Source organism: Algoriphagus jejuensis (genome assembly GCF_039523455.1).
In the GTDB taxonomy this organism is placed as follows: domain Bacteria; phylum Bacteroidota; class Bacteroidia; order Cytophagales; family Cyclobacteriaceae; genus Algoriphagus; species Algoriphagus jejuensis.
Map to the genome: position 1 here is coordinate 209,416 of NZ_BAAAFI010000002.1, position 25,826 is coordinate 235,241.

The window sequence follows — 25,826 nt, forward strand, 5'->3', positions numbered from 1 at the left end:
CAATTTTCCAAAATTGATTCAACCGATCTAGTTTTTCTACAAGGCTTTTTAAAAAAATCTACCTCCTGAATAGATTTCTTCGAGAATCTGAGCCAATCGGACGCTCGCCGCGAGCAAGCGTTCTTCTACCGCGTCTCGGGTATCGTAGCCATAGTTGTAGGACAGTTTTTTGTTCTCAGGAAGATTATAGACCAAAGGCCGCAATTCCACCGCTTCCTTCAACCAATCCTCCATGGTCGCCGCCCGATAAGCTTCAATCATGCCGGGATTCAGCCTGCGATACAGCTCATCGCCGATCTCGGTATAACTCATGCTCCAGCCGTCGATCATTCCCGAATCCCAAACCGAATGCAGATTTGAGCTTCTACCGAAATATTCCACTTTCTCATCGTTTCCTCCGCGGTCTTTGCCAGTACCGACATGTAGCGGTTGGTGAATATCCTCCACGAGGTGGATGAGCATCTTCAGCTTCTGGGATTCATCTTCGGGGCTAAGGTTTCCAGCTTTCAATTCCGCTTTCAACTGCTGAATTGCCTCAAAGGCATTTCCTCCTTTTTCCTGGATCTCCGCATTGAATTCCCCATGTTCGCTGGTGAGGTAGTGCCAAGAGTTAAGGTAATCGTAGGCCCTGTCTGACTTGATTTCATCCATCCAGGTACCGCTACGTCCGAGAGACATCGGACCGAGGACCGTGTTTACCTTTTTCAAGGTGGATTTCTTGAGTTGCTTTTGTGCCAAATACCCAACCACGTAATGGCCCAACTGACCCCAAGCGAGAACAGACTGGGAAAGCGAAAGACTCAAAACCAGACACAGGGCGAGAGAGACGATTTTTTTCATAGCAGAAAATAAAAAAGCGAAGATAAATCTCCGCCAGTAGTGATGAGTTAAGTAAAGATTATGCTTTGGAAAGTTCTGAAAGAGCGAGCCATGCCATCAACCCACAGCCGATCTCCAAGGCATCTTCCTCAATATCAAAAGTCGGAGTATGGACCCCAGACACGATGCCTCGGGCTTCATTTCGGGTACCCAAGCGATAAAAGCAGCCGTCGATCTCTTGAGAATAAAAGGCGAAATCCTCCGCAGCCATCCAGATGTCCAAGTCGAGGACATTTTCCTCCCCAAGGTATTCCCTTGCAGCATCCATCGACCGGGCGGTCAATTCCGGATCATTTTTGAGGAATGGATATCCTTTTCTAATCTCAAAATCGAGCTCTCCTCCCATTCCTTCCACGATTCCATGTGCGATTTGCAACATTTTCTCATGGGCTTTGGCTCTCCAAGGCTCATCCAGCGTTCGGAAAGTGCCTTGGATTTTCACCTCATTCGGGATCACATTGGTCGCGCCCAATGCCTCCACTCGTCCAAAAGAGAGGACTGAAGGGATCTTTGGATTGGCGACGCGGCTGACAATCTGCTGAAGTGCCACAATCATGTGCGACGCAATAAGTACTGGATCGATAAAGGTCTCCGGCATGGCACCATGGCCACCTTTCCCTTTGACCGTGACATAGATCTCATCCGTGCTCGCCATATAGATTCCGGGACGGAAACCGACTTTTCCCGCAGGGATAAAAGGCATCACATGCTGTCCGATAATACTTGAAGGGCGAGGATTTTCCAGGACTTTGTCCTTGATCATCAGTGAAGCTCCCCCCGGAACTAGTTCTTCCCCGGGCTGAAAGATCAGTTTGATCGTACCCTCAAACTGATCTTTGACTTCGTTGAGGATTTTGGCAGCACCAAGCAAGGATGCCGTGTGTGCATCGTGCCCGCAGGCATGCATCACGCCGGGGTTTTGAGATTTATAGGGGACATCATTGGCTTCGATGATCGGCAAGGCATCCATATCGGCCCGTAGTGCGATGACTTTCTTGTCGGGATTGTTGCCCTTGATCAAGACTGCCCAGCCGGTAGTGGCCTTCTGCTCGATGTCGGTGATTCCTATCTCTCTGAGCTTATCTGCTACAAATTCCGCCGTTTTAAATTCATGAAATGAAAGCTCTGGATTGGCGTGGATATGTCGGCGATTGGCAATGACCTCGGCTTTGTAGGCCTTGGCTAAAGATTTAATTTTGGATAGGAGCATTTTCGTCTGGAGTAGGCTGGACATATTCCTTTCTTTGGAATCTGTCCTGAATAATTCGAGCGGTAGGAAATTGGCCTTTGATCTGCGAAAAGGCTTTTTGAGCCTCGATCTTGTAAGTGTATTTGCCAACTTTCACCAAGTAGCGGGGTTGCTGATACTGCATCTCTGGAGTCATATCCGGAAAATACATCTTCAGGTCATCCTGGGTTTTAAAGGCTTGGTTCCGATCGATTCCGGAAAAAACCAAAACCGTATATCCGCTGAGATAAGGGTCAGACATGTTTTTTTCAGTGAGCTTTCGCTGCACCTCATCGAGTTGCCCGTCTACAGATTGCACAGAACCCGAGGACACATTAGTCGATGTTTCCTCGGTACTTGACGTGAAATCTGGGTATTTGGGCAAAGATCCACTCAAGTCTTCCTGATAGGCAGCATAGGCTGAAGCTCCATCTCCCCCTGATGCCGGTCGGATAAGCTTGCAACTTCCAAGGATTACCAGTAAACCTAATACCCAGACTTTTCTCATTTTTCTTTAGTTTTCAATGACTACGCATTTTCCTTCGGTCAGGTCTTGCTCGATGCTTTTGTATTTCACGTCACTTTTAGTCGTGCCATCAGCATACTTCACAGTAACCTTGTCATTTCTGCCATAGGAGTGTTCTACCTTTCTCGGAGCTATCGGTTGGGGAGCTGGTCGTCCCGCACCTGCTGCGGCTACAGCAGCGCGATTAGCACCAGGGTTCAAAGAGCTTGCCACATCTGCCTTGGACGTCTGAAGTCTCGGCTCAGGAGCACGCTGAGATTGGGCTTGCTGCACTTGAGCCGGATCCTGTCTCGGCAGATCAGCTCTCGAAAGGAATGTGATCATATCCTCGTTGAGCTTGCCGATAAAGCGCTTGAACATCTCAAATGCCTCAAACTTATAGATCAAAAGTGGATCTTTCTGCTCATACACAGCATTCTGTACGGACTGCTTTAAGTCATCCATATCCCGAAGATGCTCTTTCCAGTTTTGGTCAATTATCGCCAAAGAAACGTTCTTTTCAATAGATCTGATCAGCTCTCTGCCATCGGTTTGGATGGTTGTTTCCAAGTTGGTGACTACACCAATTTGCTTCACGCCATCGGAGATTGGCACCATGATGTCCTTCACCGTAGCACCTCTTTCTTCCTGCACTCGCTTGAAGATCGGAAGCGCGGTCACTGCAATGGTGTTATTTTTCTTGATGTAGTTTTCAAAAGCTGTGGTATAAAGCTCTTGGGTCAGCTTCGGCGCGTCTTTTGATTTCAAATCCCCGTCGGTGATGTGGTAGTCCACACCCAAAGTGGTGAAAATGTTCATTCTCAGGTCTTCGGCACTGTCGGTGGACTTGCCCATGTCGATGAGACCTTCGCAGACGTCGAAAAGAATATTGAGAATATCCAGCTCCAGTCGATCACCTTTCAACGCATTGCGGCGTCGCTTATAGACCACCTCACGTTGCGAGTTCATTACGTCGTCATATTCCAAGAGTCGCTTACGGGTACCAAAGTTATTTTCTTCGACTTTGCGCTGCGCGCGCTCGATAGACTTGGTGATCATGCTATGCTGGATCACTTCGCCTTCTTCAAGACCCATTCTATCCATGAGTTTCGCGATTCGATCCGAACCGAAAAGACGCATCAAGCTGTCTTCCAAGGACACAAAGAACTGGGAAGAACCCACGTCACCCTGTCGACCAGATCGTCCTCGAAGCTGTCTATCAACCCGGCGCGATTCGTGTCGCTCGGTACCGATGATGGCCAAACCGCCAGCCTTTCTAGACTCAGCGGTAAGCTTGATATCCGTACCACGACCTGCCATGTTGGTAGCGATGGTCACCGTCCCCGGTTGACCGGCAGTAGCCACAATATCCGCCTCACGTGCGTGTTGTTTCGCGTTCAAGACTTGATGCGGAATTTTCTTCAAAGTCAGCATTCGGCTGAGTACTTCGGAGATTTCCACGGAGGTAGTGCCCACAAGAACCGGTCTGCCAGCGGCTACCAATTCGTTGATTTCATCACCCACAGCGTTAAACTTTTCACGAACGGTTTTGTAAACCTTATCCTCGCGATCCGCTCTGATGATTGGTTTGTTTGTAGGAATGACAACGACATCCAGTTTGTAGATCTCCCAGAATTCACCCGCTTCCGTCTCCGCTGTACCGGTCATACCCGCCAGCTTGTGGTACATTCTGAAGTAATTCTGAAGCGTAATCGTGGCATAAGTCTGTGTCGCATCTTCCACTTTCACATTTTCCTTCGCCTCAATCGCCTGGTGCAACCCGTCTGAATAACGACGGCCTTCCATCACACGACCGGTCTGCTCGTCGACGATCTTCACTTTACCATCCACGATGATGTATTCTGTATCCCGCTCAAACATGCAATACGCCTTGAGCAACTGATTTACGGTGTGTATGCGCTGTGCTTTTACGCTATAATCTTTGATTGCTTCTTCCTTGCGAACCAACTTCTCAGTTTCGTCAACTCCCTCGGCTTTTTCCAATTCTGCGATAACCACTCCGATATCCGGAAGAATGAAAAACTCCGCGTTTTCATTTTTTGTAGTCATCGTCTCGATACCTCGATCGGTCAGGTCGACTACGTTGGTTTTTTCATCTATGGTAAACAAAAGCGGCTCATCGGCCTCAGGCATTTGCCGCTTGTTGTCTTGGAGGTAAAAGTTTTCTGTCTTTTGGAGAATCACACGGATCCCCGGCTCAGAAAGGTACTTGATCAAAGGCTTGTACTTCGGCATACCGCGGAATGCTCTGAAAAGCGCCAAGCCCCCGTCTTTGTCATTGCCGTCAGCGATTTGCTTTTTGGCGGTGGACAAAAAGCCCTGTATCAGTTTTCGCTGTTCTTCCACTAGGGTAGAGACCCGCGGCTTCATATCGTCAAATTCGTGGACATCCCCTCTCGGCACTGGCCCAGAGATGATCAATGGCGTTCTCGCGTCATCAATCAAGACAGAGTCAACCTCATCGACCATCGCAAAATGATGCTTGCCTTGAACCAGATCTCCCGATTCGCGAGCCATGTTATCTCTCAGATAGTCAAATCCAAATTCGTTGTTGGTACCATAGACGATATCTGAAGCGTAGGCTTTCTTTCTGCCTGCCGAATTTGGCTGATACTTGTCGATGCAATCCACCCTTAAGCCATGGAATTCGAAAATCGGCGCGTTCCACTCGGAGTCACGCTTAGCCAAGTAGTCGTTGACCGTCACAATATGGACGCCTCTACCGGCAAGCGCATTGAGGAAAGCAGGAAGGGTCGAAACCAAGGTTTTACCTTCTCCTGTCGCCATTTCGGCGATTCGCCCTTTGTGGAGTGTCATACCGCCGATGAGCTGCACGTCGTAGTGAACCATGTCCCAAACGACTTCGGTGCCGGCAGCCATCCACTTGTTGTGCCAAGTCGCCTGGTCGCCTTCGATCTGCACGTTGGCCTTAGTTGCAGCAAGTTCACGGTCGTTCATATTTGCTGTCACCACCAGTCTGCCGTTCTCTTTGAAGCGTCTCGCAGTCTCCTTCACGATTGCAAATGCCTGAGGCATGACCTCGTCCAGCACTTTCTCCAGCTCAACGTCCCGACTCTTTTCCAAGCTATCGATTTCGTTGAAAAACTGGTCTTTCTCATGTATTGCCTGGGCCGGCAGCGCATCGATCTTAGTCCGAATTTCGACGATCTGATCGTCAATTGACTTCAATCTGCTATTGATGACCTCCTTGATTTCGAGGGTTTTTGCTCTGAGCTGATCGTCACTTAGGCCCGTCAATAAGCTGAAAGCCTTATTGATATCTGTCACTAGCGGAAGAAGCTCCTTGATATCTCGGTCAGATTTTGTGCCAAATACTTTGGCCAATCCTTTTGCAATAAAATCTAGCATGTCGTTCTATGGAATCCCGATTTGGGGGGCTTAAAAATAAGCCGTTTTTGTTAGAATTGGTAATTGGAAAACCGTGGGTCGTTACCTTAGGTTAGTTATCTAAATATTTATTTTTCCCGAAAAAACCTGCTCAGCCGGACCAGTAAGCCAGATTTTGCTGAACGACCCATCGGGATTGGAATTGAATTTCACAGAAAGCTTGCCTCCCAGTGTGTTGATTTTCACTGAATTTTGATTGTGTTGAACGCCATAAACGATGGCTGCCGCGGTGACGCCGGTCCCGCAAGAAAGTGTCTCGTCCTCAACACCTCTTTCATAGGTTCGCACGAAAACTTCGTCATCGGCCAACCCCTGAACAAAGTTGACATTGGTGCCAGCAGGGGCATATCCGGAGTCGTATCGGACGGATTTTCCCTCTGCGAACACGGGATAAACATCCAATTTTTCCACAAATCGAATGTGGTGCGGAGAACCGGTGTTGACGAAGAAATCCCCTAATTTTTGGTCTATGCCTTTGACATCTCCCATCAAAAGCTCCACTTGGCCCCCCACGAGCATCGCGTCATGCGGGCCATCAATCGCCAAGAAGTGGGTCTTGTCTTCGATGATCCCCAAAAATGCAGAAAACGCGACGGCGCAGCGCGCTCCGTTTCCACACATGCTTTGACTACCATCGGCATTGAAATAGACCATTTCGAAGTCATAATCCGGATGAAGCTGAATTGCGATCAACCCATCCGATCCAACACCAAACTTGCGGTCGCAAAGCTTTCTCACCAAGTCCAGATCACGAACGTCAAAGCTCTCGTCGCGATTGTCGATCATGACGAAATCATTTCCAGTGCCCTGATATTTATAGAAATTGACTTCCATTCCCTACTATTTTCACTTCTCTTGTCAAAAACTTTTCCAAGAGCTAATTGAACTGCAAACATAACCAAGTTGTCAGGAATTCGGACGTAATGTCTGACTATCAATTTTTAATCCGATACGGATTGGCTAATTTCAAGCGTTTAAAAGAAACATAAACCAAAGCAAAAACTACTATGAAAGGTCTCGAAAACGGATTATCACGACGGGAATTTTTATCCAATACATCAAAAGCAAGTCTTGCTGTAGGCTTGGTGGGAACGGGAATTTTGAGTGCCTGTTCAGGCGAAGTAAAAGGCGACGGCAAGGCTCTATTGGCCACGAGTTTTACGCAGACTCCCTTGGCTTATGATTATACTGCTTTAGCGCCACATATCGATGCGATGACGATGGAGATCCACTATACCAAGCATGCGGCCGGCTACGCAAAAAATCTGGCCGACGCTATCGCCGAGGAGAAAGTGGATACGAATAAACCTCTGGAAGAAGCGCTTGCAGAAGTCTCCAAGTACACCACGAAAATGCGTAACAACGGCGGTGGGCACTATAACCACGAGCTTTTTTGGAAAGTAATGGCGCCAAATGCAGGCGGTAAACCTACCGGGGAATTGGCCGCTGCTATTGATTCCTCCTTCGGGAGCTATGATGAATTCGTGAGCCAATTCGATACTGCTGCCAAAACACGATTCGGCTCCGGCTGGGCATGGTTGGTAGTCGGCGCGGACAAAAAACTGGCCGTGGGCTCTACTCCAAATCAAGACAATCCGCTGATGGACGTCTCTGATTTTAAAGGAACGCCCTTGCTCGGCCTCGATGTCTGGGAGCACGCTTATTACCTAAACTATCAAAACAAGCGCCCCGATTATGTGGCCGCTTTCTGGAATGTAATCAACTGGAATACCGTCGCGGAGCGTTTTGCTGCTGCTTCGATGTAATTTGCGCTGACAAATCCACTCAAAAAAAGACCGGAATTCCCGGTCTTTTTCAGTTATTTCGGGCAATCAATTATCCCAATCATGCAAGATCCAAAGTCCCTTACATCCGTCGCTCATTTTCACGAAACGTTTAAGCATCCCGTCTTACCGACACCGACTATTCCTTCAGAAACAAGATGCAATCTGCGTGTCGCGCTGTTGGCGGAAGAACTGAAAGAATTGGAAGAGGGGATCAAAAACAAGGATATCGTCGAAATCGCTGACGCACTCTGCGATCTGCAATACGTTCTTTCCGGAGCGATCCTGGAGTTTGGTCTGGGGGAAAAGTTCAAAACCCTCTTTGACGAAGTGCAGCGATCCAACATGAGCAAAGCCTGCAAAACCGAGGACGAAGCCAAGGCGACTGTCGCTCACTACAACACCAAGGGCACAGAAAGTTTCTATGAAAAAGAAGGCGATTTGTTTTTGGTTTTCCGTGAAGGTGACCGCAAAACACTGAAATCAGTGGGCTATTCCCCTGCTGATCTCGCTGGGATCATCAACTCATAAGGGATCCGGGGCGGAAGTTTTTAACTCTTTCCCCTGGTAATTCTTCAACTCTACGATTCGGGCTGGCAGGTTAAAGCCGGCCTTTTCCAGTGAAGTCAGGACCTTCAAGATAACAGCACTTTTCACATCCAAATCAGGGATGCTACGGTCAAAGGTGTCGACCCAGAAGGTCACCTGAAGATTGAGCGTACTTTCGGCCAGTTCATTGACCCAAACGGTCGGTTTTTTGTGGTCTTTCAACACACCGGGAACCTCCGGAATCACGTCGCGAATCAACTGCATTGCGGATGCGTATTCAGAACCGTAGTCGAGTCCGACAATAAAATCATACCGCAGAAAGCCATCGATGGTGAAGTTGACGAGGGGGTTTTTGATGATGAGTGCATTGGGGATAAAAATGTCCTGGCCGTCACCGGTTTTCAATTGGGTATCCCGCAGGTTTAGTGTCAGCACCTGACCTTTGATCCCGCTAACATCGACGATGTCACCCACACGAAAAGGCCGCTTGAAAGCCAAGATGATTCCCGCAAGGAAATTTTCTCCGATATCCTTCAGCGCAAACCCGATGATAAAAGCAGAAATTCCTGCCCCTGCCAGCAAACCTGAAATCACTCCGGTCAAGCCGATGATTCGGAATACCACTAACATGCCGAACAAGATGACAGTTGCCCCGAAAATATTGGCCAGAAAATTCGCGAGCAAACCGTCGTCCATTTGCTTCACGAGTTTTTTACTCAGCAAGGCCTTCGATTTCCTCGCCAGAAAAAGAAACAACAAAAACGTCGCAATTGCTATTCCTCCAATGACCAACCACTTCTTAACTGTAGGCCAGTCCGTGGACAAAAATTCTAATTCCTCCATGAGCTTAAAGTACAAAAAATAGCTCCGAGTGAAAACCCGACGCCGTCGTTTAAGTTTTGTATTAAGCGATTTACGAGTTTACCAAAAATATTCGCTCCTATTTCGATGACATATCAAATTAGGTCATTGGTCTAATTCAGTGATAAGTGACTTTGCCTCTTCTCGTTCCGATGCTACTAAGTAAGGTATTGCTTTTTCGAATTTGCCCTCCTTCACCATAGCCAAACCCAAATACCAATTGGCTTCTCTCGAAAACTGACTTTCTTTAGTCATAGTCACCTGTTCAAGCAATTCTTTAGCTTCAGCCAAATTTTCAAGTTGTAGGTGATCCAAAGCTATAAAATAGAGTAGCGTGTCATTATGCGGGTCTTGCTGCAGAAGTGGCTGCCAAAATTGGAGCGATTTGGAGTAGTCCCCGGACTTATAGTCTACCATTCCCCGATCAAATTCATAATTGCCTTCCCCGGACATGGACGTTACCAATCCTGGGTCCGATACAAAATAGGCATGATAGAGGCGCTCTCCCGGATTTTCTTTTTCCATGATCCACCAAATACCAGCGGTGATGATCAAGAAATATGAAGCAACAATGCTCCAAAGCTGAAACGTGTTCAGCTTACGAGTAGGAGTAGCGTCCCGTTCGTCAGTGATTTCGGCATGGAATGAATCCAACCTGCTACTTAATGCGGCTCTTTCCACCCCTAACTGAAACTCGCTAAACTCTCGTACTCGCGCCGCAAAACCCTCATCTGAACTAATTCTTTGCCGGACTTCTTCCTGCTTCTGAGAATCAAAAGAACCATTGAGGTAGGCCTCAATAAGTTCAAATTCTTCTTGTGAATGAAATTTATCCATTATTCGATTAAATTTTCCTTGGTCAAACTGCTGCGGAGCTTTTCCATGCAGCGGTATTTATTGTTTTTGGTCGTCGCTTCTGTCCAACCAAAATACCCTGCCAAAGAGTTGATACTTTCCTTTTGATAGTAAAACCGGGTCAGTAGTTCCCGACAATTATCGCCTAGCTCGGCGAAAGCATCCTCTATTCGTAGGTGGGTGCTTTCTCTGTCTTCAGGTTCGTCATCGATCTGATCTGGAAATGTCTCCTGATAGACCGTCCGCTTATAAGTATTAGAACGAAGCGTGTCCAACCATTTGTGTTTTGAAATTTGATATAAATATCCAGAAAGAGCAGAGCCATTTTCAGGTCGGAACTTTCCCGTTTTAATATTTGTCCAAAACGAGAGAAAAGCTTCTTGATAGATATCTTTTGCCTGCTCGACTCCGCCACTGTTAGCCAAGATCATTTGCCGGATTTTTGGAAAATTTTCTTGGTAGAGCCATTTCAGCACATTTTCGTCATTTCGACAAATCGCCTCCGTCAATTTCTCTTGAGTGTAGGATGTAAAAATATCTTTTGACATGAATTAAGGATATCCACAAAAGATACTATTTAAAGCTTTTCACCCAAAGGGTAGACGGTCCAATTTTTTAGGTTTTAATCCAGTTTTAAAACTGATCGATATCCTTGTAGACATTTAGATTTTTGGTCAGAAGATCCATTAGAAGGTTTTCATGAGCTATAGCAAACGCATTGTAGTTGTTTGCAGTGTAGTCCGCATTTCCATTGAATATCAAAGCTACAGCCATGCCGTTGACGTGATACATGTAGGACGAGCGAGTACCTGGCAATGCCCCGTAAAATGCGCGAACAGAATTCCAAGAGAGGATTCCATTTCCAAACTGAGGATTGGGAGAGGAGCCCTTGACAAATTCACTAAACCACTGTGGAACAAGGATATCGGGACGAACAGCCAAGTTATCAATGGCACCCACGAATCGAAGCAAATCCGGAGCGGTGGTTACCAATCCTCCATCTCCATCCCGCCGCTCGATATTGAAGTTATATTCATAGCCCTTGGTGCCGCCCAGACCGTAATAAGTTACCTCATTCGGATATTTTCCAGCTATCCCGTTTTTCGCATAGACCGTAGATTTCATCTCCAGAGGATCAAAAATCCGCTCTTTCATAAATTGTGCGAAAGGTTTTGCGCTAATTTTTTCTACAATTCTCGCGGCCACGAAGTAGTTGGTATTGATGTACCAATGTTGAGAGCCAGGTTCAAAATTCAATGTTGCGTTGTCCATCATCCAATGAAAGAACTGTTCATTGGAGATTTGCTGTTGATAATCGATAGCGTCTCGATTTCCATTTACCACCCAACCCCCGGTCGTCATTTGAAGCAAGTTTTTGACAGTCACATTTTTTACCCTGTCAGAATAGGCTTTCGTTCCATAGGTTGTCCCGAGGATTCCTCCAGCTCCAAAAACCTTGTCTTCAAGACTGATCTTGCCATCCTGCACCAACAGCATGATGGCAACCCCGGTAAATGTCTTGCTGACACTGGCAACTCTCATCTGAGAATTGATGGCCATGTCGGTAGAAGTCTGCGTATTGGATTTTCCATAGGCTTTTTGATACACCAGCTTCCCATTTTTGGAAATGGCCAACGTAGCCCCCGGAAGTGAATGCGTTGTAAGAAAGGATTCGACTTTGTCGTCGATCAGCGCAATGTCCTGCTGCGTATTATCCTTTGGGGGAATGGGATCCTGATCGGAATCAGAACAGGAGATCAGAACCAAGAGTAGCAAGCCGGGTATCCATTTGGCAGCGGCAGAAAAATACGATTGATTGTTCATAGTGAATAAGTTTATCTACTCACTCATCGACACTTTCTCAAAAAGTCATCAGTTTGCTCTTGCAATTTTTCTTCTTTTGAACCACCACAAGCACAACACACTAAACAGAAGGAGCGCCAAGCCAAAGAAAACCCAGGTTCTTGATTCGAAAACCGGATCCAAGTGCACGGGGGACGAGTCTCCCATCACAATCAGCCCAGCCCAAAACTCCGGTGACAGAGACCTTCCGCGCGCCCCGTCCAAATAGTCAAGCTTAGCCTGCTGGAGGGCTTTGTCCTTGGTCATTCCTTTGTAGAGATAATTGTAAAAAGTCTCTGCGATCTCAGCACTAGCCTGCTCGTCGATCTTCCAGATACCCATCAAGAGACTTTTGCTCCCGGCATAGTTGAAGGCATGGGCGAGAGAAATCATTCCTTCGCCCGGGGCAAAAGTGGGCTTGCCAGTCTCGCAGGCCATTAAAACGGCGAGCTCGGATCTCAAATCCAGTTGGTAGATATCTTTGACAAAAAGCGCGTTTTCCCGCTCGGGATCACCTGCGGCTTTCGCAAAAATCAATTTGGAAAAGTCGGGGCTGATGTTGTCCGACTGTGCGTGGGTTCCGATATGCAAAATCCTGTGGTGTCCAGCTTGCTGATTAAACTGATCTAGTGTCGAGGCTTCCTTGGTGAATATTTCACCTCCAAAAATGCGCTTAAGGCCGGTGACTAGACGATCTGTAAATGGCTGAGGAATCAAGGTGAGGTAAGATCGATCGATCTGCAGGCTATCCTTGACACTGTGCAGGTATTCTGTCTTCATTTCGTCAAAAAATCCTGGTGCAAAAGCCGCAAAATTGGACCGGTAAGCCCGGTCCTGAGTGGGGTAGGAAAATAAAAGGGTGCTGTAATGATAGGAAAAGCTATGTCGGGCCAATAGACTTCCCGTTGCCAATTCATCAAATGTTTTTATTTTTTTGGGGGTTAGGATTTCAAAATTCAGGTTGAAAAGAATGCCATCCGGCACCACCAGCACACGTTCGTTGCTGACGGCGCCTTCCAATGGTTCCCACAGCGATTGATATAGTTGATGGAGGTTTGTATGCGCACGCTGCCCATCGGACCATTCTTTTTGATAGGAACCAAGTATTTTTTCTGCCTGCTCAAAATCTAACTGAAATAACCGGTAGTCTGAATTCTCCAGCACCAAGGCGTAGAGATCTTCACCGACAAACAAATATCGAATCACTGTAGTGGCCTCAGGAACCTGTTTTAAAATAACTTCGAAATTCCGCTGAATAGACGCATACCGGAATTCAAAATACTCCGGGTACTCCTGACGGGACTTAGTGAGAAAGGCCTCCCACTCATTTGAGGCCTTTAGGTAGTTTTCCACACCGTCCGTGGAAGATTGAATCGATGCTCTCAGTTTTGTTTTTAGGTCCTGTTCTTTTTGGAAGAAAGTAGCGGGAATGTCACCAAACCGAAGCTTGTCTACCTGCTCCAATCTCGCACGGATCCTCTGATATAATGCTGACTCATGCACGCTGAGCAGATTGGCGAGGAAGTCCTTGTCGTTTGTCTTTCGGTAGAGTTCCAGATTCAGCTGTTCTACAAACTTGAAGTACTCCTGATTTTCCCGAATCATCAAATTGACGTCCTCATCATTTTCTAGATAGGTTTTTCTCCTATCCAAAGCTTCCAGTCCGGACTCCAATTCTTTGAGCAGTGAATTCAAAAATTCCGGACTTCTTTCTTTTGAGATTTCAAAGCGAGACTTCGCGGAGAGTAGAATGGTCTGGGGTCTATTTCTCTCTATCTGCAGCGAGTCAAGCAAGGACTTCGTACCTGAAAATTGTGCTTTTAGATTCTCCAGCGCCTTTTGGCTCCAGGTCTGAGAATCTTGGTAGCGTTGCAGTTCGAAAAACACCGAGCCAACACTCAGCTGCTGTTGAAATGCCATCAGACTGTTTTGCCCTTCATTTTCCAAAACGTAATCATAGGCAACCCGCGCCATATTGATCGCCTCCTGATCGTTTCCGATTTCAGCCAGAAAAAGCGCGTAATTTCTCAAAAAACCCAGATAAATCACATCAAATTCTCCCTCCAGACCTTCCCTGAAAAGACCGTCAGCCCGTTTGTAATGTTCTGAGGCGAGGGCGTCATTTCCGCTATGGTCTTCGATACGGGCGAGGGCATACCATCCGTCTGCTTCATAGAGTAAATAATTCCCATCGGTTTCCTTTAACCCATTCAGACCTTTGATTAAGATTTTTCGAGCCTTGTCAGGTTCATCTTGCTCGAAATACAGCTGCCCCAGAAGTATTTCCGAAAGCCAGACTTCTTTGCTATCCGTACTAAAGGATTCCTTTTTCTTTTCATAGGAAAACTCCAAAAGATCCTGTGCCTTTCGGAAATTGCCGAGCCCTTTATATACCCCGCCCAGATTGTCGATCGCCTGGAAATAAAACTCCTTACCTTTCATCCGCTGCCCTGGATCTTTTTCTTCCCCCTGATATGCTTTTAGATGGGCAATCGTCCCGTTCATCGATTGAATGGACTCGGTTGTTTTTCCCTGAGCGGACTGCACTCCGGAAAGATTGTTGAGCACGATCGCCGGACGATAATGGGTATTTCGGGGAGAAGGCTCCATCATTTCAAAAGCGAGCAGGCACTTTTTATAGTAAAATTCCGCAGAATCCAGCTTCGAAGCAAAATAGGCCATATTGCCCAGGAAGCTGTTTATACGGTAAATAGACTCCGGATCGGGTTCTTTTTCGAGCAAGGCCTGTGCTTCTTGCAGGTGAATTTTTGCGGCAGTCAAATCCATTCGATTGACAGAATAGGACCCAAGGACTACCAATAACTTTCCAAGTTCCTTTGAGGAAATGCCCGGCTCTTGTCTTGCGAACGCCACCGCCTTTGCTTCCGCTTGATACGCACGTTCGAGTAGTCCGATGTATTCATACCAGCCAGCAGCAGCGATCCAGAGGTCTTTTAGGCCTTTAGGATCTTTAATCACGTTTCCCCATTTGGCAATCTGGCTTTCTACTTGAACATTGGCTTTCTTTTCATCGGAGATCGCCAAATGAGCTCTACCAAGCACCTCCAGATAGTCGGGTAAGGCAGCGTAATTTTTGGTTTTCTCAAGGGAAAGAATATGATCGCGGATCAGCTCCAGGGATTTAACGGGATTTCCAGATTCGATCATGCTGTCCAGCTCCTGAATCGACTGACCGAAACCAACCGAACTGAGAAGGAAAACACAGATGAATAAAAAAGCTCGCATCGGCTTTTCGGGAGAAAAATTTGGAAACCTAGAAGTTACCTTGCAATTACCCGATTTTCCGGGAAGAAAATGGCTGTTTGCCGAGGAGTTATTTTTGGGACGAAAAAGTACCATAGGAAGTCGCTGAGGTGTTTTGACTTCACATCGCAGAAATAAAAAAAAGTCACCAATGAAAAAGCCCCACATCGCTGTGAGGCTCGGTACCAGGAGCGGGAATCGAACCCGCACGGCCTTACGGCCACAAGATTTTAAGTCTTGCGTGTCTACCTATTCCACCATCCCGGCATACTCTACACGGCTGTAGAGGCTCAGAACCACTTCAAATTAGAAATGTCCTGAAACGACAAAGCCCTTTTACAAGGGCTTTGATGAGCGGGAGACGAGATTCGAACTCGCGACCCCGACCTTGGCAAGGTCGTGCTCTACCAGCTGAGCTACTCTCGCTTAAGGCAATTCCCAGAACGTGATCCGGGTGAATTGTGGATGCAAAGGTAAGCCTCAAATGTAATTTTACAAGTCAGCACCGAAGATATTTTTTATTTAAGTCTGTAAAATCCTCAAATGGAACTGATTTACAGGCTTTTTTAAAAATCGTAGGAAGCCAAAATTTTTACCATCTCTCCCACATTTTTGGCTCCTAGCTTCCTGAATATATTCTTTCGATGTGTAGCCACCGTATTGACGGAGATGTTGAGAACCTTACTGATCTCCTTAGACTCCTTTCCCTCGAGAATAAATCCTACGATCTGTCGTTCTTTGGCGGTCATCTTTACCGCTTTGTCAACTGGAGAACTTTTGCTAACGAAGATTTTTTCGCCGGAATCGCTGGAATAGGTATAGTTCCAGTCATAGTTTTTGGTTTTGGGTGGGTTGAGTAGCTGCACTATGATGTGCAGATCCATGATAAAGTTGCCCGCTTCGTCGATGACATACGGTCTCACCTTGGAAGTCATCCAAATGACTTCATGTGTACTACGGTGTACCCAACGAGTCGTGTAGGAAAATTCAAACGTATGCCGCTCATTAATGGACAGCTTATGGAAAGATTCGAAAACGACTTGCTGGAATCGGAAAAGCTCCGGTCGATCCTCCGGATGGATCATTGTCATAGACGTCTCCATGCCCTTGTTTCTAAACATCGACTCAGGATATCCAGTCAGTTCTTCCACGTTTCCGGTGAAAAAAGCCAAACTCAAATTGCGATAGTCAAAGCAGGCAATCACCAGCCCCTCTTTCATCCCGATCGTTTTACTCAGGATGGCAAGCTCATCTTTGAGCTTTTGCTCATCGACTTTTCCACAGAACTCCTGCTCCTTCCACTCCTTAAAAAACTTGGTATACTTATCCTGTTTTTTCAGGTCTTTGAGTAATACCCTATCCATGCAAAAAGAATCCCAATTTTTAGAATTAATTAAATTCTAGTTAAGATATTGAAAAAACGTGAATCATTCCATTCTCTTTTTTATTTCATGCAACTTCAACAACGCCTCGATAGGGGAAATCGCATTGATATCTATCTGATCCAGAAGCTGTTTTGCCTCAGAAAACTTAGGATCCATTTCAAACAGACTCAGCTGAAAATTGTTTTTGGGGACTGTTTTAAAGGACTCCTTGCTCTCATTCATTGCCTTATCCTTTTCCAGATGGCCCATTATTTCTGCTGCTCGCAGGACTACAGGATTGGGCATGCCGGCCATTTGGGCGACGTGAATGCCAAAGCTGTGTTCACTTCCTCCCTCTTTGAGCTTCCGCATAAAGATCACCTTGTTGCCCACTTCCTTGACCGCCACATTAAAGTTTTTGATCCGGGGAAAATCCTCCGAAAGCTGATTCAACTCGTGATAGTGAGTGGCGAAAAGTGTTTTGGCTTTGAATGAAGGGTGGCTATGCAAAAATTCAACAATCGACCAGGCGATCGAAATTCCATCATAGGTCGATGTCCCCCGGCCGATTTCATCCATCAACACAAGGCTGCGATCCGATAGATTGTTGAGGATGCTAGCGGTCTCGGTCATCTCGACCATAAAGGTCGATTCACCCTTTGATAGATTATCAGAGGCACCCACCCGCGTGAACACCTTGTCGATAATCCCGATCCGCGCGAAGGATGCCGGCACAAAGCTCCCCATCTGCGCCATCAACACAATCAAAGCGGTCTGGCGCAGCAAGGCAGATTTACCCGCCATATTGGGTCCCGTGATGATGATGATCTGCTGACTGTCATGATCGAGGTAAATGTCATTGGGCACGTAATTTTCCCCCGGGGGCAGCTGCTTCTCTATGACCGGATGACGCCCGTCTTTGATTTCCAACGTATCGGTGTCGGATACCTTGGGTCGGCAATAGCCGTTGCCAAGTGCAACTTGTGCAAAGGAAATCAACGAATCCAAAGTCCCCAGAATTCTGGCATTTTGCTGGATTTGGGATACAAACTGCGCAGCTTCCTGGACCAAGGCCATGAAATACTTTTGCTCCAATGCGATCATCCGATCTTCGGCATGCAGGATCTTCTCCTCGTACTCCTTCAGCTCCGGCGTGATGTACCGCTCGGCATTCACCAGGGTCTGCTTTCTGATCCATTCCTGCGGCACCTTGTCCTTGTGTACGTGAGTCACTTCGAGATAGTATCCAAAGACCTTATTGTAGGAGATCTTCAGCGAAGTAATTCCCGTCTTTTGGATCTCGCGCTGTTGAATCTGCACCAAGAAATCCTTCCCCTTGTTAGCCAAACCTCGGTATTCATCCAACTCCGGATCTACGCCATCCCGAATTACACCACCCTGATGTACGAGCATTGGCGCATCTTCCCGCAACTCACTGTCGATTTTTTTCAACAAAAACTCGCAGGGATGAATCTGATCCGAAAGCCGCTTGAGGGTTGGATTTTCCTGATTTTTGAGCAACTCCTTGATCGGCAAGGTGGCTTTCAACGCCCGTTTGATCTGATTCATCTCGCGGGGATTAGCACGGCCAACCACCACTTTGGAGATGAGTCGCTCAAGATCTCCGATATGTCTGAGCTGGGGAAGAATTTCGTCGAGGAAGGAGGAATTTTGAAAAAAGAACTCGACAACATTCTGGCGTTCTTCGATGGCCTTTTTTTCCTTCAGCGGCAGCACCATCCACTTCTTCATCATCCGCGAGCCCATCGGTGTCACCGTCTGGTCCAAGATCTGAATCAACGGTACACCGCCCTCGTGCTGAGGAAAAACCAACTCCAGGTTGCGGATGGTAAACTTGTCCAGCCACACGTATTTTTCCTCGGCAATCCGGGAAATAGCGGCGATGTGCTGCACTTCCCGATGTTCTGTTTCTTCCAAATAATATAAGATTGCTCCGGCTGCCACAATACCCGCGGGCAGGTCTTCGATCCCAAAGCCCTTGAGATTGGCAGTGCCAAAATGGCTTTTTAGCTTTTCGTAAGTATAATCATACTGAAAAACCCAATCTTCACAATGGAAGGTGATGAAGTCATTTTTGATGAGCTCGGCTGCGATCGCTTTTGCAGCTTTCGAAAAGATTATCTCCGAAGGGGCAAAGCTCTGAAGCAATTTGTCCAAATAGGACGCATTGCCCTCCGCACACATAAATTCCCCGGTGGATACGTCCAAAAAGGCGATTCCATGCTTTTCCTTGCCGAAATGAATGGAAGCCAGGTAGTTGTTTTTGCGGGTATCAAGGACCTGATCGTTGTACGAAAGGCCCGGTGTGACCAATTCCGTCACGCCACGTTTCACGATCCCTTTGACTGACTTGGGGTCTTCCAGTTGATCACAGATGGCTACACGGTTACCAGCGCGAACAAGTTTTGGCAGGTAGTTGTCGAGAGAATGATGCGGGAAGCCCGCTAACTCGATATGCGACGCAGCACCGTTGGCCCTCTTGGTCAGCACGATATCCAACACCCGGCTGGCTACCACTGCATCCTCCCCAAAAGTCTCGTAAAAATCCCCGACCCTGAAGAGCAACAATGCTCCGGGATGCTTGGCCTTGATGGCATTGTATTGCTTCATTAGAGGAGTTTCCTCGCCAGCTTTGGATTTACTCATGGGGTGAAAAAGGGATTTGTATTACTTTTGAACTTGGAATTGGCCCTGAAAATAGGCGATTAGCGAAGGAGATCAAAAAACGATGAAGAAATTAAGCATGGAAGAACTTGACCGGATTTCGGTCGGTGAATTCAAAAAAACAGAAAAATCGCCGATCGTCCTCGTCTTGGACAATGTGCGTAGCCTAAACAACGTCGGTTCTGCTTTTCGCACAGCGGATGCCTTTCGGATCGAACGGATCTATCTCTGCGGCATCACCGGCACGCCACCGCATCGGGACATTCAAAAGACTGCTCTTGGCGCTACCGAATCCGTGGATTGGGAATACTGCCTTAACACCGATCTCGCCCTCGAAAAACTAAAGGCCGAAGGATACAAACTTTGCGCGCTGGAGCAGGTCGAAAGCTCCATAAAGTTGAATGATTTCTCTCCAGAAAAAGGAAAAAAATATGCGCTGATCTTCGGAAATGAAGTATTTGGAGTGGAAGAAGAAGTCCTGAAAGCTTGCGACCATGTTCTGGAAATCCCACAACTCGGAACCAAGCACTCACTTAATATCTCCGTGTCTTTGGGAATTGCCGTCTGGGATGTGATGGTTAAGCTGGAGCAGTTTTAATCTTTGGAAAATCGATATCGAAGACCAAACGAACCTCGGAAGATCGAGTCGTCTTCAAATCCAATTATTGGCGCTCCTTCGATGTGAAAGCCAAAATCTTTCTGGTCAAATGGGTAGATATTCAACCCCACCGGAACAACAACGCCGGAAAAATTGCCAACTCTAGGACCCGCTCCTCCATAAAATTCGAAACGGTCACTTTTTTTAAAAATATAATTGGCTACCAGTTCAGCGCTCAGGTCGCTGAAATAAGAGTCTGTGCCGATACGAAATTCGGGAATAAATCGCTCGCCAAACTGATAATTTACACCCAAAAATGGAAGATTGCTTTGGTGAAAAGCGACAGTGGTCTGGGAATAGGCGGCTATGGAAAATACCGCAAAGCAGGCTATTAAGAAGGTTTTTTTCATATGCGCAAAAATAAAAACTAAAAATTAAAATCCAAGATCAATTAATTTGACGTGGGTTTTGATCAGGTTGGAGCTGGCCTTAGCGACGAATTTTCCGCTTTCTTTCCGGATGACCGCTTCCCAGTGATTCAGATTGGAACCAGAACGGACGAGTTTGGCCGTAACTTCGATCGTTTCGCCAACTTGAGCAGAGGATAAAAAGTCAACGTTCAGATTAATGCTGCTCATCAGGTATTCTGATCCAGCGACAAAATTCCCCATCCCGATCACATCGTCCAGCATCAATGAAGCGATGCCACCATGGAGAATATTACCTGGATTGCACATGTCGGGACGTACGGTGTAGGAAACCCGAATATGATGTTCATCGATATCGACAAGGGTGCCAGAAAGCCAGTTTCCCGCCGCAGAGGGTGTTTGGTCAAGTTTTTTTCCGATTTGGGCCTTGAAAAGTTCCAAGCGTAGATTAGGAGTAGTTTCCATTTTAGTTGGTATAAGCTAAGAGGCTAAGGTAATCCTCAGCAGTTGTTTTTATGGATGCAAATTCTTTTTCCCGAGACCAAAGTCGAGTAGTCCTTTCTCCCGATACGAGCTCAAACTGGGCATTCGCTTCGATTGCCGGTATCAGCTTTTGGAACAGATCAAAATGATCCTGATTGTTACCATTGCCAAATTCAAATACCTTTTTGACGCCTAAAGAATCCGTCCGAATTTGAATTGGCCAATCGGCATTTTTCAATTCAAAATAAATGTAGGCCTCGTCTTTGACGGAACTCAGGAGGATCACCAAATCCAGACTTGGCAAACTGTCTGATTGTAAACGATTTCGATGTCGGTAAAGTACCATCCCAGCATCTCGCCTGAGCTCTCGATTATAGTGAATGGCGCGGATATTTTGGAAGTAGAGTTGATTGGAATCCGCTACATGGAAGGTCCGTTCTTTTCCGGAATTATTGGCTCGGTAGCTGTTGAAAAAGGAAAGCACAAAAACGATAGCAAGGGATGAAAAAAGGAAGATCTTCAGAACTTTGATCAGCTCCGGGGTAAATATCGGATCTCGTTTGCTCATGTTTCCAAATCATTCACCAGAGTTCATTTAACGATAACCTTCCGGTTATTTCTACCTCACATAAGATCCCGCATTGATATCAATGGAAGTACCAGTCGCATGATCTGCAAGACCAGAGCACAGTAATGTGACCATCGGAGCGATGTCTTCGGGACGGGTAAGTTCATTTAATGCAATGTCTCTCAGCGCGAAATCTTCTCCATATTCTGCCAATATTTCGCTCGCCATGTCCGTTCGGGTGAATCCAGGGGCAATTAGAAAGGCCTTGATGCCCTCCTTGCCGTAGTACCTCGCAATCGACCGCATGAGGCTGACGATGGCACCCTTTGACGCGGCATAAGCCATGTAATCCGGTGTATCGCCTCTGAATGCAGCACGGGAGGAGAGCATGATGATCCTGCCATCTTTCTGCGGCTTAGCTTGTTCTACAAATTCCTTCGAAAGTATTCCCACCGCCGTTGCATTCACCAGCATGGTCTTTTCCCAAATCTGAAGCCACTCCGAAGTAGGTAGCGAATCCGGTGCATAAGGAGCAATCCCAGCATTGTTGACCAAAGCCGTCAGAGGACCATATTTATCCACGAGCATCGGGATGAACCCCGTGACGTACTCAGGTTTAGAAAGGTCGCAGGACTCGATGTGGGCGGAATTCGTGAGTTGACCGAGGAGACTTTCTGCCGCGGTTCTATTGGAATTGTAATGGATGATCACCTCAGCGCCCGATTCCGAAAGCTGCTTGGCAATTGCTCTGCCGATTCCACGTGAGGCTCCGGTTACCAAGATTCGTTGAGTCTTAAGGGAGATGTTCATAATTCATAGTGTTTCGAATTCACCACTTCTCCCGCAAAACCAAATGCTGAACATGAGCAAGGTGATGCTGAGAATGCCAGGCATACATCAAAGTAATTTCAGCTAGTTCTTGGCTGTACTTCTTTTCCGGATGAAAATACGTCTTGGAGAAATCTTCTGTCCTCATCGTATCCAACACCAAGCCCCATTTTAAGTGCATCGCCTTGATAATGGTCAAGGACGGTTCGATTGGCAACTCGTAGTCTGCAAGCATGGCCCAAAGTGCCTCTTCATAAGGTTTTATGGTCGGGTTTTCCTCGGTCAGGGCTAGCTTGAAGCGGATAAACGCATTCATATGGCTGTCGGCACAGTGATGCACCAGCTGCCTAATCGTCCAGCCTCCAGGCCGATAGGGGGTGTCGAGCTGCGCAATAGTCAAAAGATTCACTGCAGTAAAAATATTAGCAGGAAATGATTTGATTGTCGCGATCGCATCCTGAATCAGGTCTAACGTGATCGTTTCCGGTTTTTGAAACCTGCCAATTGGGTATTTGAGAAACTCGATATCGATGTTCATAACTGACGATTATTGACCACCTGCGGCGATGGTAGCCAAATCTACAAGTTTTGCATTGCCGGCCAAAAGCACATTGGCGCATGCGCAAAGCGTAGCACCCGTCGTGATCACGTCATCCACCAATAATACCCTGAGCTCCGCTAGCTCCGCTCCGTCTTTTAATTCGAAAACCTCTTCCACATTTTCTAATCGCTCCAGTCGAGACTTCTTGGTTTGAGTTTCGGTGAACTTTTTACGCTCCAGTAGATTAACGAGCTTGATATTGAGTGCCTTCGACAGCCCCTTGCCAAAAACTTCGCTCTGATTGTAACCCCGCCGCTTTTGCTTCATGGGATGAAGAGGTACCGGGACTATCACATCCCATTCGTGTTGAAACCCATGATGAACTAGCGAAAGGCCATACAATCGCCCCATTTCCTCGCCAATCTCCGGCGAATTCCGGTATTTGAGTTGATGAAGGAGCTTTTGACTATTCCCTTTTTTTGAAAAACGTAGGAAAGCCATTACACGATTGACACGTGTCAAACCCCTGATCTTCGAGGTGAGCTCATTGTCAAATGGTCGAAGATGGAAATTAGCCAAGGGGAGCGTGCCCTGGCAAATTGTGCACAAACACGACTCAAAATCATGTAAGGACCTTCCACATTGGGGACAGTTCCGAGGGAAGATGAGATCCAAAAAATCTTTCAAAAAAAGTAAACGCATCGCTAAAAAATTCTGGTGTTAGCCCATAGGGTCGAATATGCCGTATATTTGCCTTCTGAAACGTATTAATCCTTAAGTTAATGAATCTGATAGAGGAATTCAATGCTTACCGGGCCAAGATGAATGATAAAATTCTGGCCGAAGACAATAAAGTGATCAAGCGTTTTTTTAACCTTGACACCAATACCTACGCCGAAGGCGAATTGGACATTAAAACAAAGGAAATGGTTGGCTTGGCCTGTTCCATGGTTTTGAGATGTGACGATTGCATCAAATACCATTTGGGCAAAAGCTATGAAGCAGGTTTGAAAAAAGAACAAATCTTCGAGGTGTTTTCCATCGCTATGGTCATCGGTGGCTCGATCGTCATTCCACACTTGAGAAGAGCGGTAGAATACTGGGAACAACTTGAAAATCAATAAATTAACAGATGTTTAGACGGGATCTTGACCTTGAAAAGCGCTGGTCCAAACTATTGGACGGACTCAAAGAAACGATTGGCAAAAAACCAAACGATCTGAATGGCGTACTCTTTCTGATAGGTGTTCAGGAGCTAGGCAAAGGGACAAAAAATTTCTCCAAGGAACAAAAGCAGGACTTGATGCACATCGCTGTATGCAAAGTGCTGAGCTACGCAGGGTTTTACGAACTTGACTATGTCGACCAAGAGGGTTGGCCTCATTGGAAATTACTAAAAGAATTGCCGCATTTTGATTTACTTGAACAAGAAAAGCTCCTAAAGATTCAAGTAATGGAATATTTCGAGAAAGAGTATCAAATCGAAATTTGAATGAAATTAATCTCATACAACGTCAATGGAATTCGATCTGCCATCAACAAAGGATTTGTGGATTGGCTTATGCTCGAAAACCCAGATATCATTGGTTTACAGGAAATTAAGGCTCAGGAGAAAGATATAGATGCCTCGAGATTCCGGGATATGGGCTATGAACTCTATTTCAATCCGGCAGTCAAAAAAGGCTACAGCGGTGTCGCTATTTTCACCAAGATTAAGCCAAAATCCATCAAATTTGGTATGGGTTTGAATAAATATGACGATGAAGGCAGGATGATTCAGGCAGATTTTGACGGCTTCTCGTTCAACTCATCATACTTCCCATCAGGCACTACCGGCGATATCAGACAGCGTTTCAAATACGAATTTCTCGATGACATATATGGATACTTCCAGGATCTTCGACGCGAAAACCCTCAGTTGATCTTAAGTGGCGATTATAATATTTGCCACAAACCGATTGATATCCACAATCCCATTTCCAACAAAAACACTTCCGGCTTCTTACCGGATGAACGAGCTTGGATGGACAAGTTTACTGATTCGGGCTTCATCGACACCTTTCGCCATTTTAATTCCCGGCCACATCAATACAGCTGGTGGAGCTATCGAGCCAATTCAAGATCAAAAAATCTAGGTTGGCGGATCGACTATCATATGGCAACGATAGCGTTAGAAAACAGGCTAAAAAGCGCAGTGATTTTGCCAGACATTATTCACTCGGACCATTGCCCGATTATGTTAGAAATTGAATAAAATCATCCATAGAACTGAATCCTAGAATATTCCCCAGATGAAGTCCATTAAAATTTCAATTCCATCTCTAATAGAGAACATCAAGGTCATCGAAAGCTTTATCGATAACGCGAAAGATAAATTTGAGATAAACGATGACATCTACGGAAACATCATGATTTCCGTGACAGAGTGCATCAGCAACGCAATCCTTCACGGGAATCAGGGCGACAAAAACAAATTTGTTCATCTAGAACTTCAGATGGAAGAAGATCAGCTAAAATTCACCATCGAAGACGAGGGGGAGGGATTCGATCTCCAAGAACTTCAAGATCCTACAGCTCCTGAAAACCTCGAGAAGCCGGGAGGCAGAGGGATCTTTCTAATCCGTCATCTTAGTGACGAAGTGAAGTTCGAAGACGGAGGAAAAAAGACCGTACTTTCCTTTTACATGGATTAAGCATGGCTATCAATTTCTTTTCTGAAGAACTCGACTTTAGTCTGCCTCAAAAGCTCCGTCGAAAAAACTGGCTGAAGCAAATAGCCCAATCAGAAAGTTTCAAGATCGGCGAACTGAATTACATCTTTTGCACAGATGAATACCTTTACCAAATGAATGTTGATTATTTGGATCACGACACCTATACTGACATCATCACCTTTGATAATTCAGAAGAAGAAAAAACTATAGAAGGAGACATATTCGTGAGTATAGACCGAGTAAAGGACAATGCTTCAAAGCATCAACAAGAAGAGGCTACGGAACTAAGCAGAGTAATCAGTCACGGACTATTCCACCTAATGGGCTACAATGATAAGTCCAAGGCACAAGCAAATCTCATGAGATCAAAAGAAGAATTTGCTATCAAACTTTACGAAAACATTTAACTGTTTCACGTGAA

26 protein-coding genes and 2 tRNA genes are annotated in these 25,826 nt (G+C 46.2%); 8 read left to right on the forward strand and 20 right to left on the reverse strand.

Annotated elements, in window-relative coordinates:
- Positions 1-48: 48 nt before the first annotated feature.
- The 5 genes from ABD031_RS01880 to dapF form a co-directional block, all read right to left on the reverse strand.
- Positions 49-840, reverse strand: coding sequence for a S1/P1 nuclease (locus ABD031_RS01880; RefSeq protein WP_343848097.1), 792 nt, complete (start codon positions 838-840; stop codon positions 49-51).
- A 58-nt stretch (positions 841-898) separates the two neighbouring features.
- A complete protein-coding gene (locus ABD031_RS01885; RefSeq protein ID WP_343848098.1) occupies positions 899-2,089 on the reverse strand; it encodes a M20 metallopeptidase family protein in 1,191 nt (396 codons plus the stop codon).
- A complete protein-coding gene (locus ABD031_RS01890) occupies positions 2,070-2,615 on the reverse strand; it encodes a hypothetical protein (RefSeq protein ID WP_343848099.1) in 546 nt (181 codons plus the stop codon). The genes ABD031_RS01885 and ABD031_RS01890 overlap by 20 nt, the downstream gene beginning before the upstream one ends.
- A 6-nt stretch (positions 2,616-2,621) precedes the next feature.
- Entirely contained in the window at positions 2,622-6,002 is a 3,381-nt protein-coding gene (gene secA / locus ABD031_RS01895) for a preprotein translocase subunit SecA (RefSeq protein ID WP_343848100.1), read from the reverse strand.
- 99 nt (positions 6,003-6,101) lie between these two features.
- Positions 6,102-6,875 carry a diaminopimelate epimerase gene (dapF, locus tag ABD031_RS01900; RefSeq protein WP_343848101.1) on the reverse strand — a complete coding sequence of 258 codons (774 nt, stop codon included), beginning with the start codon at positions 6,873-6,875 and terminating at the stop codon, positions 6,102-6,104.
- A gap of 173 nt (positions 6,876-7,048) precedes the next feature.
- Here dapF and ABD031_RS01905 point away from each other — a divergent pair, with 173 nt between their 5' ends.
- Positions 7,049-7,807, forward strand: coding sequence for a superoxide dismutase (locus ABD031_RS01905; protein ID WP_343848102.1), 759 nt, complete (start codon positions 7,049-7,051; stop codon positions 7,805-7,807).
- Between the two features lie 81 nt (positions 7,808-7,888).
- Entirely contained in the window at positions 7,889-8,356 is a 468-nt protein-coding gene (locus tag ABD031_RS01910; RefSeq protein WP_343848103.1) for a pyrophosphohydrolase domain-containing protein, read from the forward strand.
- Here the strand turns inward: ABD031_RS01910 and ABD031_RS01915 are convergent.
- From ABD031_RS01915 to mutS, 9 genes are all read right to left on the reverse strand, one after another.
- Positions 8,351-9,217 carry a mechanosensitive ion channel family protein gene (locus ABD031_RS01915; protein ID WP_343848104.1) on the reverse strand — a complete coding sequence of 289 codons (867 nt, stop codon included), beginning with the start codon at positions 9,215-9,217 and terminating at the stop codon, positions 8,351-8,353. The genes ABD031_RS01910 and ABD031_RS01915 overlap by 6 nt on opposite strands.
- 123 nt (positions 9,218-9,340) lie before the next feature.
- A complete protein-coding gene (locus ABD031_RS01920) occupies positions 9,341-10,072 on the reverse strand; it encodes a tetratricopeptide repeat protein (protein ID WP_343848105.1) in 732 nt (243 codons plus the stop codon).
- Positions 10,072-10,638, reverse strand: a complete 567-nt coding sequence (locus ABD031_RS01925) for an RNA polymerase sigma factor (RefSeq protein WP_343848106.1) — start codon at positions 10,636-10,638, stop codon at positions 10,072-10,074. Before ABD031_RS01925 ends, ABD031_RS01920 begins: the two co-directional genes overlap by 1 nt.
- Positions 10,639-10,723: 85 nt before the next feature.
- Entirely contained in the window at positions 10,724-11,914 is a 1,191-nt protein-coding gene (locus ABD031_RS01930) for a serine hydrolase domain-containing protein (RefSeq protein WP_343848107.1), read from the reverse strand.
- Positions 11,915-11,962: 48 nt separating this feature from the next.
- Complete coding sequence (locus ABD031_RS01935; RefSeq protein WP_343848108.1) at positions 11,963-15,178, reverse strand: CHAT domain-containing protein; 3,216 nt, start codon at positions 15,176-15,178, stop codon at positions 11,963-11,965.
- A 201-nt stretch (positions 15,179-15,379) separates the two neighbouring features.
- Positions 15,380-15,463, reverse strand: a tRNA-Leu gene (locus ABD031_RS01940).
- Between the two features lie 86 nt (positions 15,464-15,549).
- Positions 15,550-15,622: transfer RNA gene (locus tag ABD031_RS01945), tRNA-Gly, on the reverse strand.
- A 140-nt stretch (positions 15,623-15,762) separates the two neighbouring features.
- Positions 15,763-16,560 (reverse strand): LuxR C-terminal-related transcriptional regulator, encoded by a 798-nt coding sequence (locus ABD031_RS01950; RefSeq protein WP_343848109.1) that lies wholly within the window; start codon positions 16,558-16,560, stop codon positions 15,763-15,765.
- A gap of 63 nt (positions 16,561-16,623) precedes the next feature.
- Entirely contained in the window at positions 16,624-19,227 is a 2,604-nt protein-coding gene (mutS, locus tag ABD031_RS01955; protein WP_343848110.1) for a DNA mismatch repair protein MutS, read from the reverse strand.
- Between the two features lie 82 nt (positions 19,228-19,309).
- Here mutS and ABD031_RS01960 point away from each other — a divergent pair, with 82 nt between their 5' ends.
- Complete coding sequence (locus ABD031_RS01960; RefSeq protein WP_343848111.1) at positions 19,310-19,843, forward strand: RNA methyltransferase; 534 nt, start codon at positions 19,310-19,312, stop codon at positions 19,841-19,843.
- Here the strand turns inward: ABD031_RS01960 and ABD031_RS01965 are convergent.
- From ABD031_RS01965 to ABD031_RS01990, 6 genes are read right to left on the reverse strand one after another with little or no spacing between them, the layout of a single operon-like run.
- Complete coding sequence (locus ABD031_RS01965) at positions 19,840-20,253, reverse strand: hypothetical protein (RefSeq protein WP_343848112.1); 414 nt, start codon at positions 20,251-20,253, stop codon at positions 19,840-19,842. The two genes, ABD031_RS01960 and ABD031_RS01965, sit on opposite strands and share 4 nt — an antisense overlap.
- A 24-nt stretch (positions 20,254-20,277) precedes the next feature.
- On the reverse strand, positions 20,278-20,736 hold the full coding sequence (locus ABD031_RS01970) for a PaaI family thioesterase (RefSeq protein ID WP_343848113.1): 459 nt from the start codon (positions 20,734-20,736) through the stop codon (positions 20,278-20,280).
- Position 20,737: 1 nt separating this feature from the next.
- Positions 20,738-21,322, reverse strand: coding sequence for a hypothetical protein (locus tag ABD031_RS01975; RefSeq protein WP_343848114.1), 585 nt, complete (start codon positions 21,320-21,322; stop codon positions 20,738-20,740).
- Positions 21,323-21,373: 51 nt separating this feature from the next.
- Positions 21,374-22,132: an SDR family NAD(P)-dependent oxidoreductase gene (locus ABD031_RS01980; protein ID WP_343848115.1), complete on the reverse strand. Its 759-nt coding sequence runs from the start codon at positions 22,130-22,132 to the stop codon at positions 21,374-21,376.
- Between the two features lie 19 nt (positions 22,133-22,151).
- The gene (locus ABD031_RS01985; RefSeq protein WP_343848116.1) at positions 22,152-22,688 is read right to left on the reverse strand and encodes a YfiT family bacillithiol transferase; all 537 of its coding nucleotides are present in this window, start codon (positions 22,686-22,688) and stop codon (positions 22,152-22,154) included.
- Between the two features lie 9 nt (positions 22,689-22,697).
- Positions 22,698-23,192, reverse strand: coding sequence for a ComF family protein (locus ABD031_RS01990; RefSeq protein ID WP_343848117.1), 495 nt, complete (start codon positions 23,190-23,192; stop codon positions 22,698-22,700).
- A gap of 281 nt (positions 23,193-23,473) precedes the next feature.
- Here ABD031_RS01990 and ABD031_RS01995 point away from each other — a divergent pair, with 281 nt between their 5' ends.
- Genes ABD031_RS01995 through ybeY form a run of 5 tightly spaced genes read left to right on the forward strand, consistent with a single transcriptional unit; the run spans position 23,474 to position 25,812 of the window.
- Positions 23,474-23,815: a carboxymuconolactone decarboxylase family protein gene (locus ABD031_RS01995; RefSeq protein ID WP_343848118.1), complete on the forward strand. Its 342-nt coding sequence runs from the start codon at positions 23,474-23,476 to the stop codon at positions 23,813-23,815.
- An 8-nt stretch (positions 23,816-23,823) separates the two neighbouring features.
- Positions 23,824-24,183 (forward strand): hypothetical protein, encoded by a 360-nt coding sequence (locus ABD031_RS02000; protein ID WP_343848119.1) that lies wholly within the window; start codon positions 23,824-23,826, stop codon positions 24,181-24,183.
- Complete coding sequence (locus tag ABD031_RS02005) at positions 24,184-24,945, forward strand: exodeoxyribonuclease III (RefSeq protein WP_343848120.1); 762 nt, start codon at positions 24,184-24,186, stop codon at positions 24,943-24,945.
- Positions 24,946-24,982: 37 nt separating this feature from the next.
- A complete protein-coding gene (locus tag ABD031_RS02010; protein WP_343848121.1) occupies positions 24,983-25,384 on the forward strand; it encodes an ATP-binding protein in 402 nt (133 codons plus the stop codon).
- Positions 25,385-25,386: 2 nt separating this feature from the next.
- Entirely contained in the window at positions 25,387-25,812 is a 426-nt protein-coding gene (gene ybeY / locus ABD031_RS02015; protein WP_343848122.1) for an rRNA maturation RNase YbeY, read from the forward strand.
- Positions 25,813-25,826 lie beyond the last annotated feature (14 nt).

Excerpts from the sequence above, each read along its gene's own strand:
- ABD031_RS01880 (WP_343848097.1), bottom strand. The coding sequence starts at position 840 with ATGAAAAAAATCGTCTCTCTCGCCCTGTGTCTGGTTTTGAGTCTTTCG.
- ABD031_RS01885 (WP_343848098.1), bottom strand. The coding sequence starts at position 2,089 with ATGCTCCTATCCAAAATTAAATCTTTAGCCAAGGCCTACAAAGCCGAG.
- ABD031_RS01890 (WP_343848099.1), bottom strand. The coding sequence starts at position 2,615 with ATGAGAAAAGTCTGGGTATTAGGTTTACTGGTAATCCTTGGAAGTTGC.
- secA (WP_343848100.1), bottom strand. The coding sequence starts at position 6,002 with ATGCTAGATTTTATTGCAAAAGGATTGGCCAAAGTATTTGGCACAAAA.
- dapF (WP_343848101.1), bottom strand. The coding sequence starts at position 6,875 with ATGGAAGTCAATTTCTATAAATATCAGGGCACTGGAAATGATTTCGTC.
- ABD031_RS01905 (WP_343848102.1), top strand. The coding sequence starts at position 7,049 with ATGAAAGGTCTCGAAAACGGATTATCACGACGGGAATTTTTATCCAAT.
- ABD031_RS01910 (WP_343848103.1), top strand. The coding sequence starts at position 7,889 with ATGCAAGATCCAAAGTCCCTTACATCCGTCGCTCATTTTCACGAAACG.
- ABD031_RS01915 (WP_343848104.1), bottom strand. The coding sequence starts at position 9,217 with ATGGAGGAATTAGAATTTTTGTCCACGGACTGGCCTACAGTTAAGAAG.
- ABD031_RS01920 (WP_343848105.1), bottom strand. The coding sequence starts at position 10,072 with ATGGATAAATTTCATTCACAAGAAGAATTTGAACTTATTGAGGCCTAC.
- ABD031_RS01925 (WP_343848106.1), bottom strand. The coding sequence starts at position 10,638 with ATGTCAAAAGATATTTTTACATCCTACACTCAAGAGAAATTGACGGAG.
- ABD031_RS01930 (WP_343848107.1), bottom strand. The coding sequence starts at position 11,914 with ATGAACAATCAATCGTATTTTTCTGCCGCTGCCAAATGGATACCCGGC.
- ABD031_RS01935 (WP_343848108.1), bottom strand. The coding sequence starts at position 15,178 with ATGCGAGCTTTTTTATTCATCTGTGTTTTCCTTCTCAGTTCGGTTGGT.
- ABD031_RS01950 (WP_343848109.1), bottom strand. The coding sequence starts at position 16,560 with ATGGATAGGGTATTACTCAAAGACCTGAAAAAACAGGATAAGTATACC.
- mutS (WP_343848110.1), bottom strand. The coding sequence starts at position 19,227 with ATGAGTAAATCCAAAGCTGGCGAGGAAACTCCTCTAATGAAGCAATAC.
- ABD031_RS01960 (WP_343848111.1), top strand. The coding sequence starts at position 19,310 with ATGAAGAAATTAAGCATGGAAGAACTTGACCGGATTTCGGTCGGTGAA.
- ABD031_RS01965 (WP_343848112.1), bottom strand. The coding sequence starts at position 20,253 with ATGAAAAAAACCTTCTTAATAGCCTGCTTTGCGGTATTTTCCATAGCC.
- ABD031_RS01970 (WP_343848113.1), bottom strand. The coding sequence starts at position 20,736 with ATGGAAACTACTCCTAATCTACGCTTGGAACTTTTCAAGGCCCAAATC.
- ABD031_RS01975 (WP_343848114.1), bottom strand. The coding sequence starts at position 21,322 with ATGAGCAAACGAGATCCGATATTTACCCCGGAGCTGATCAAAGTTCTG.
- ABD031_RS01980 (WP_343848115.1), bottom strand. The coding sequence starts at position 22,132 with ATGAACATCTCCCTTAAGACTCAACGAATCTTGGTAACCGGAGCCTCA.
- ABD031_RS01985 (WP_343848116.1), bottom strand. The coding sequence starts at position 22,688 with ATGAACATCGATATCGAGTTTCTCAAATACCCAATTGGCAGGTTTCAA.
- ABD031_RS01990 (WP_343848117.1), bottom strand. The coding sequence starts at position 23,192 with ATGGCTTTCCTACGTTTTTCAAAAAAAGGGAATAGTCAAAAGCTCCTT.
- ABD031_RS01995 (WP_343848118.1), top strand. The coding sequence starts at position 23,474 with ATGAATCTGATAGAGGAATTCAATGCTTACCGGGCCAAGATGAATGAT.
- ABD031_RS02000 (WP_343848119.1), top strand. The coding sequence starts at position 23,824 with ATGTTTAGACGGGATCTTGACCTTGAAAAGCGCTGGTCCAAACTATTG.
- ABD031_RS02005 (WP_343848120.1), top strand. The coding sequence starts at position 24,184 with ATGAAATTAATCTCATACAACGTCAATGGAATTCGATCTGCCATCAAC.
- ABD031_RS02010 (WP_343848121.1), top strand. The coding sequence starts at position 24,983 with ATGAAGTCCATTAAAATTTCAATTCCATCTCTAATAGAGAACATCAAG.
- ybeY (WP_343848122.1), top strand. The coding sequence starts at position 25,387 with ATGGCTATCAATTTCTTTTCTGAAGAACTCGACTTTAGTCTGCCTCAA.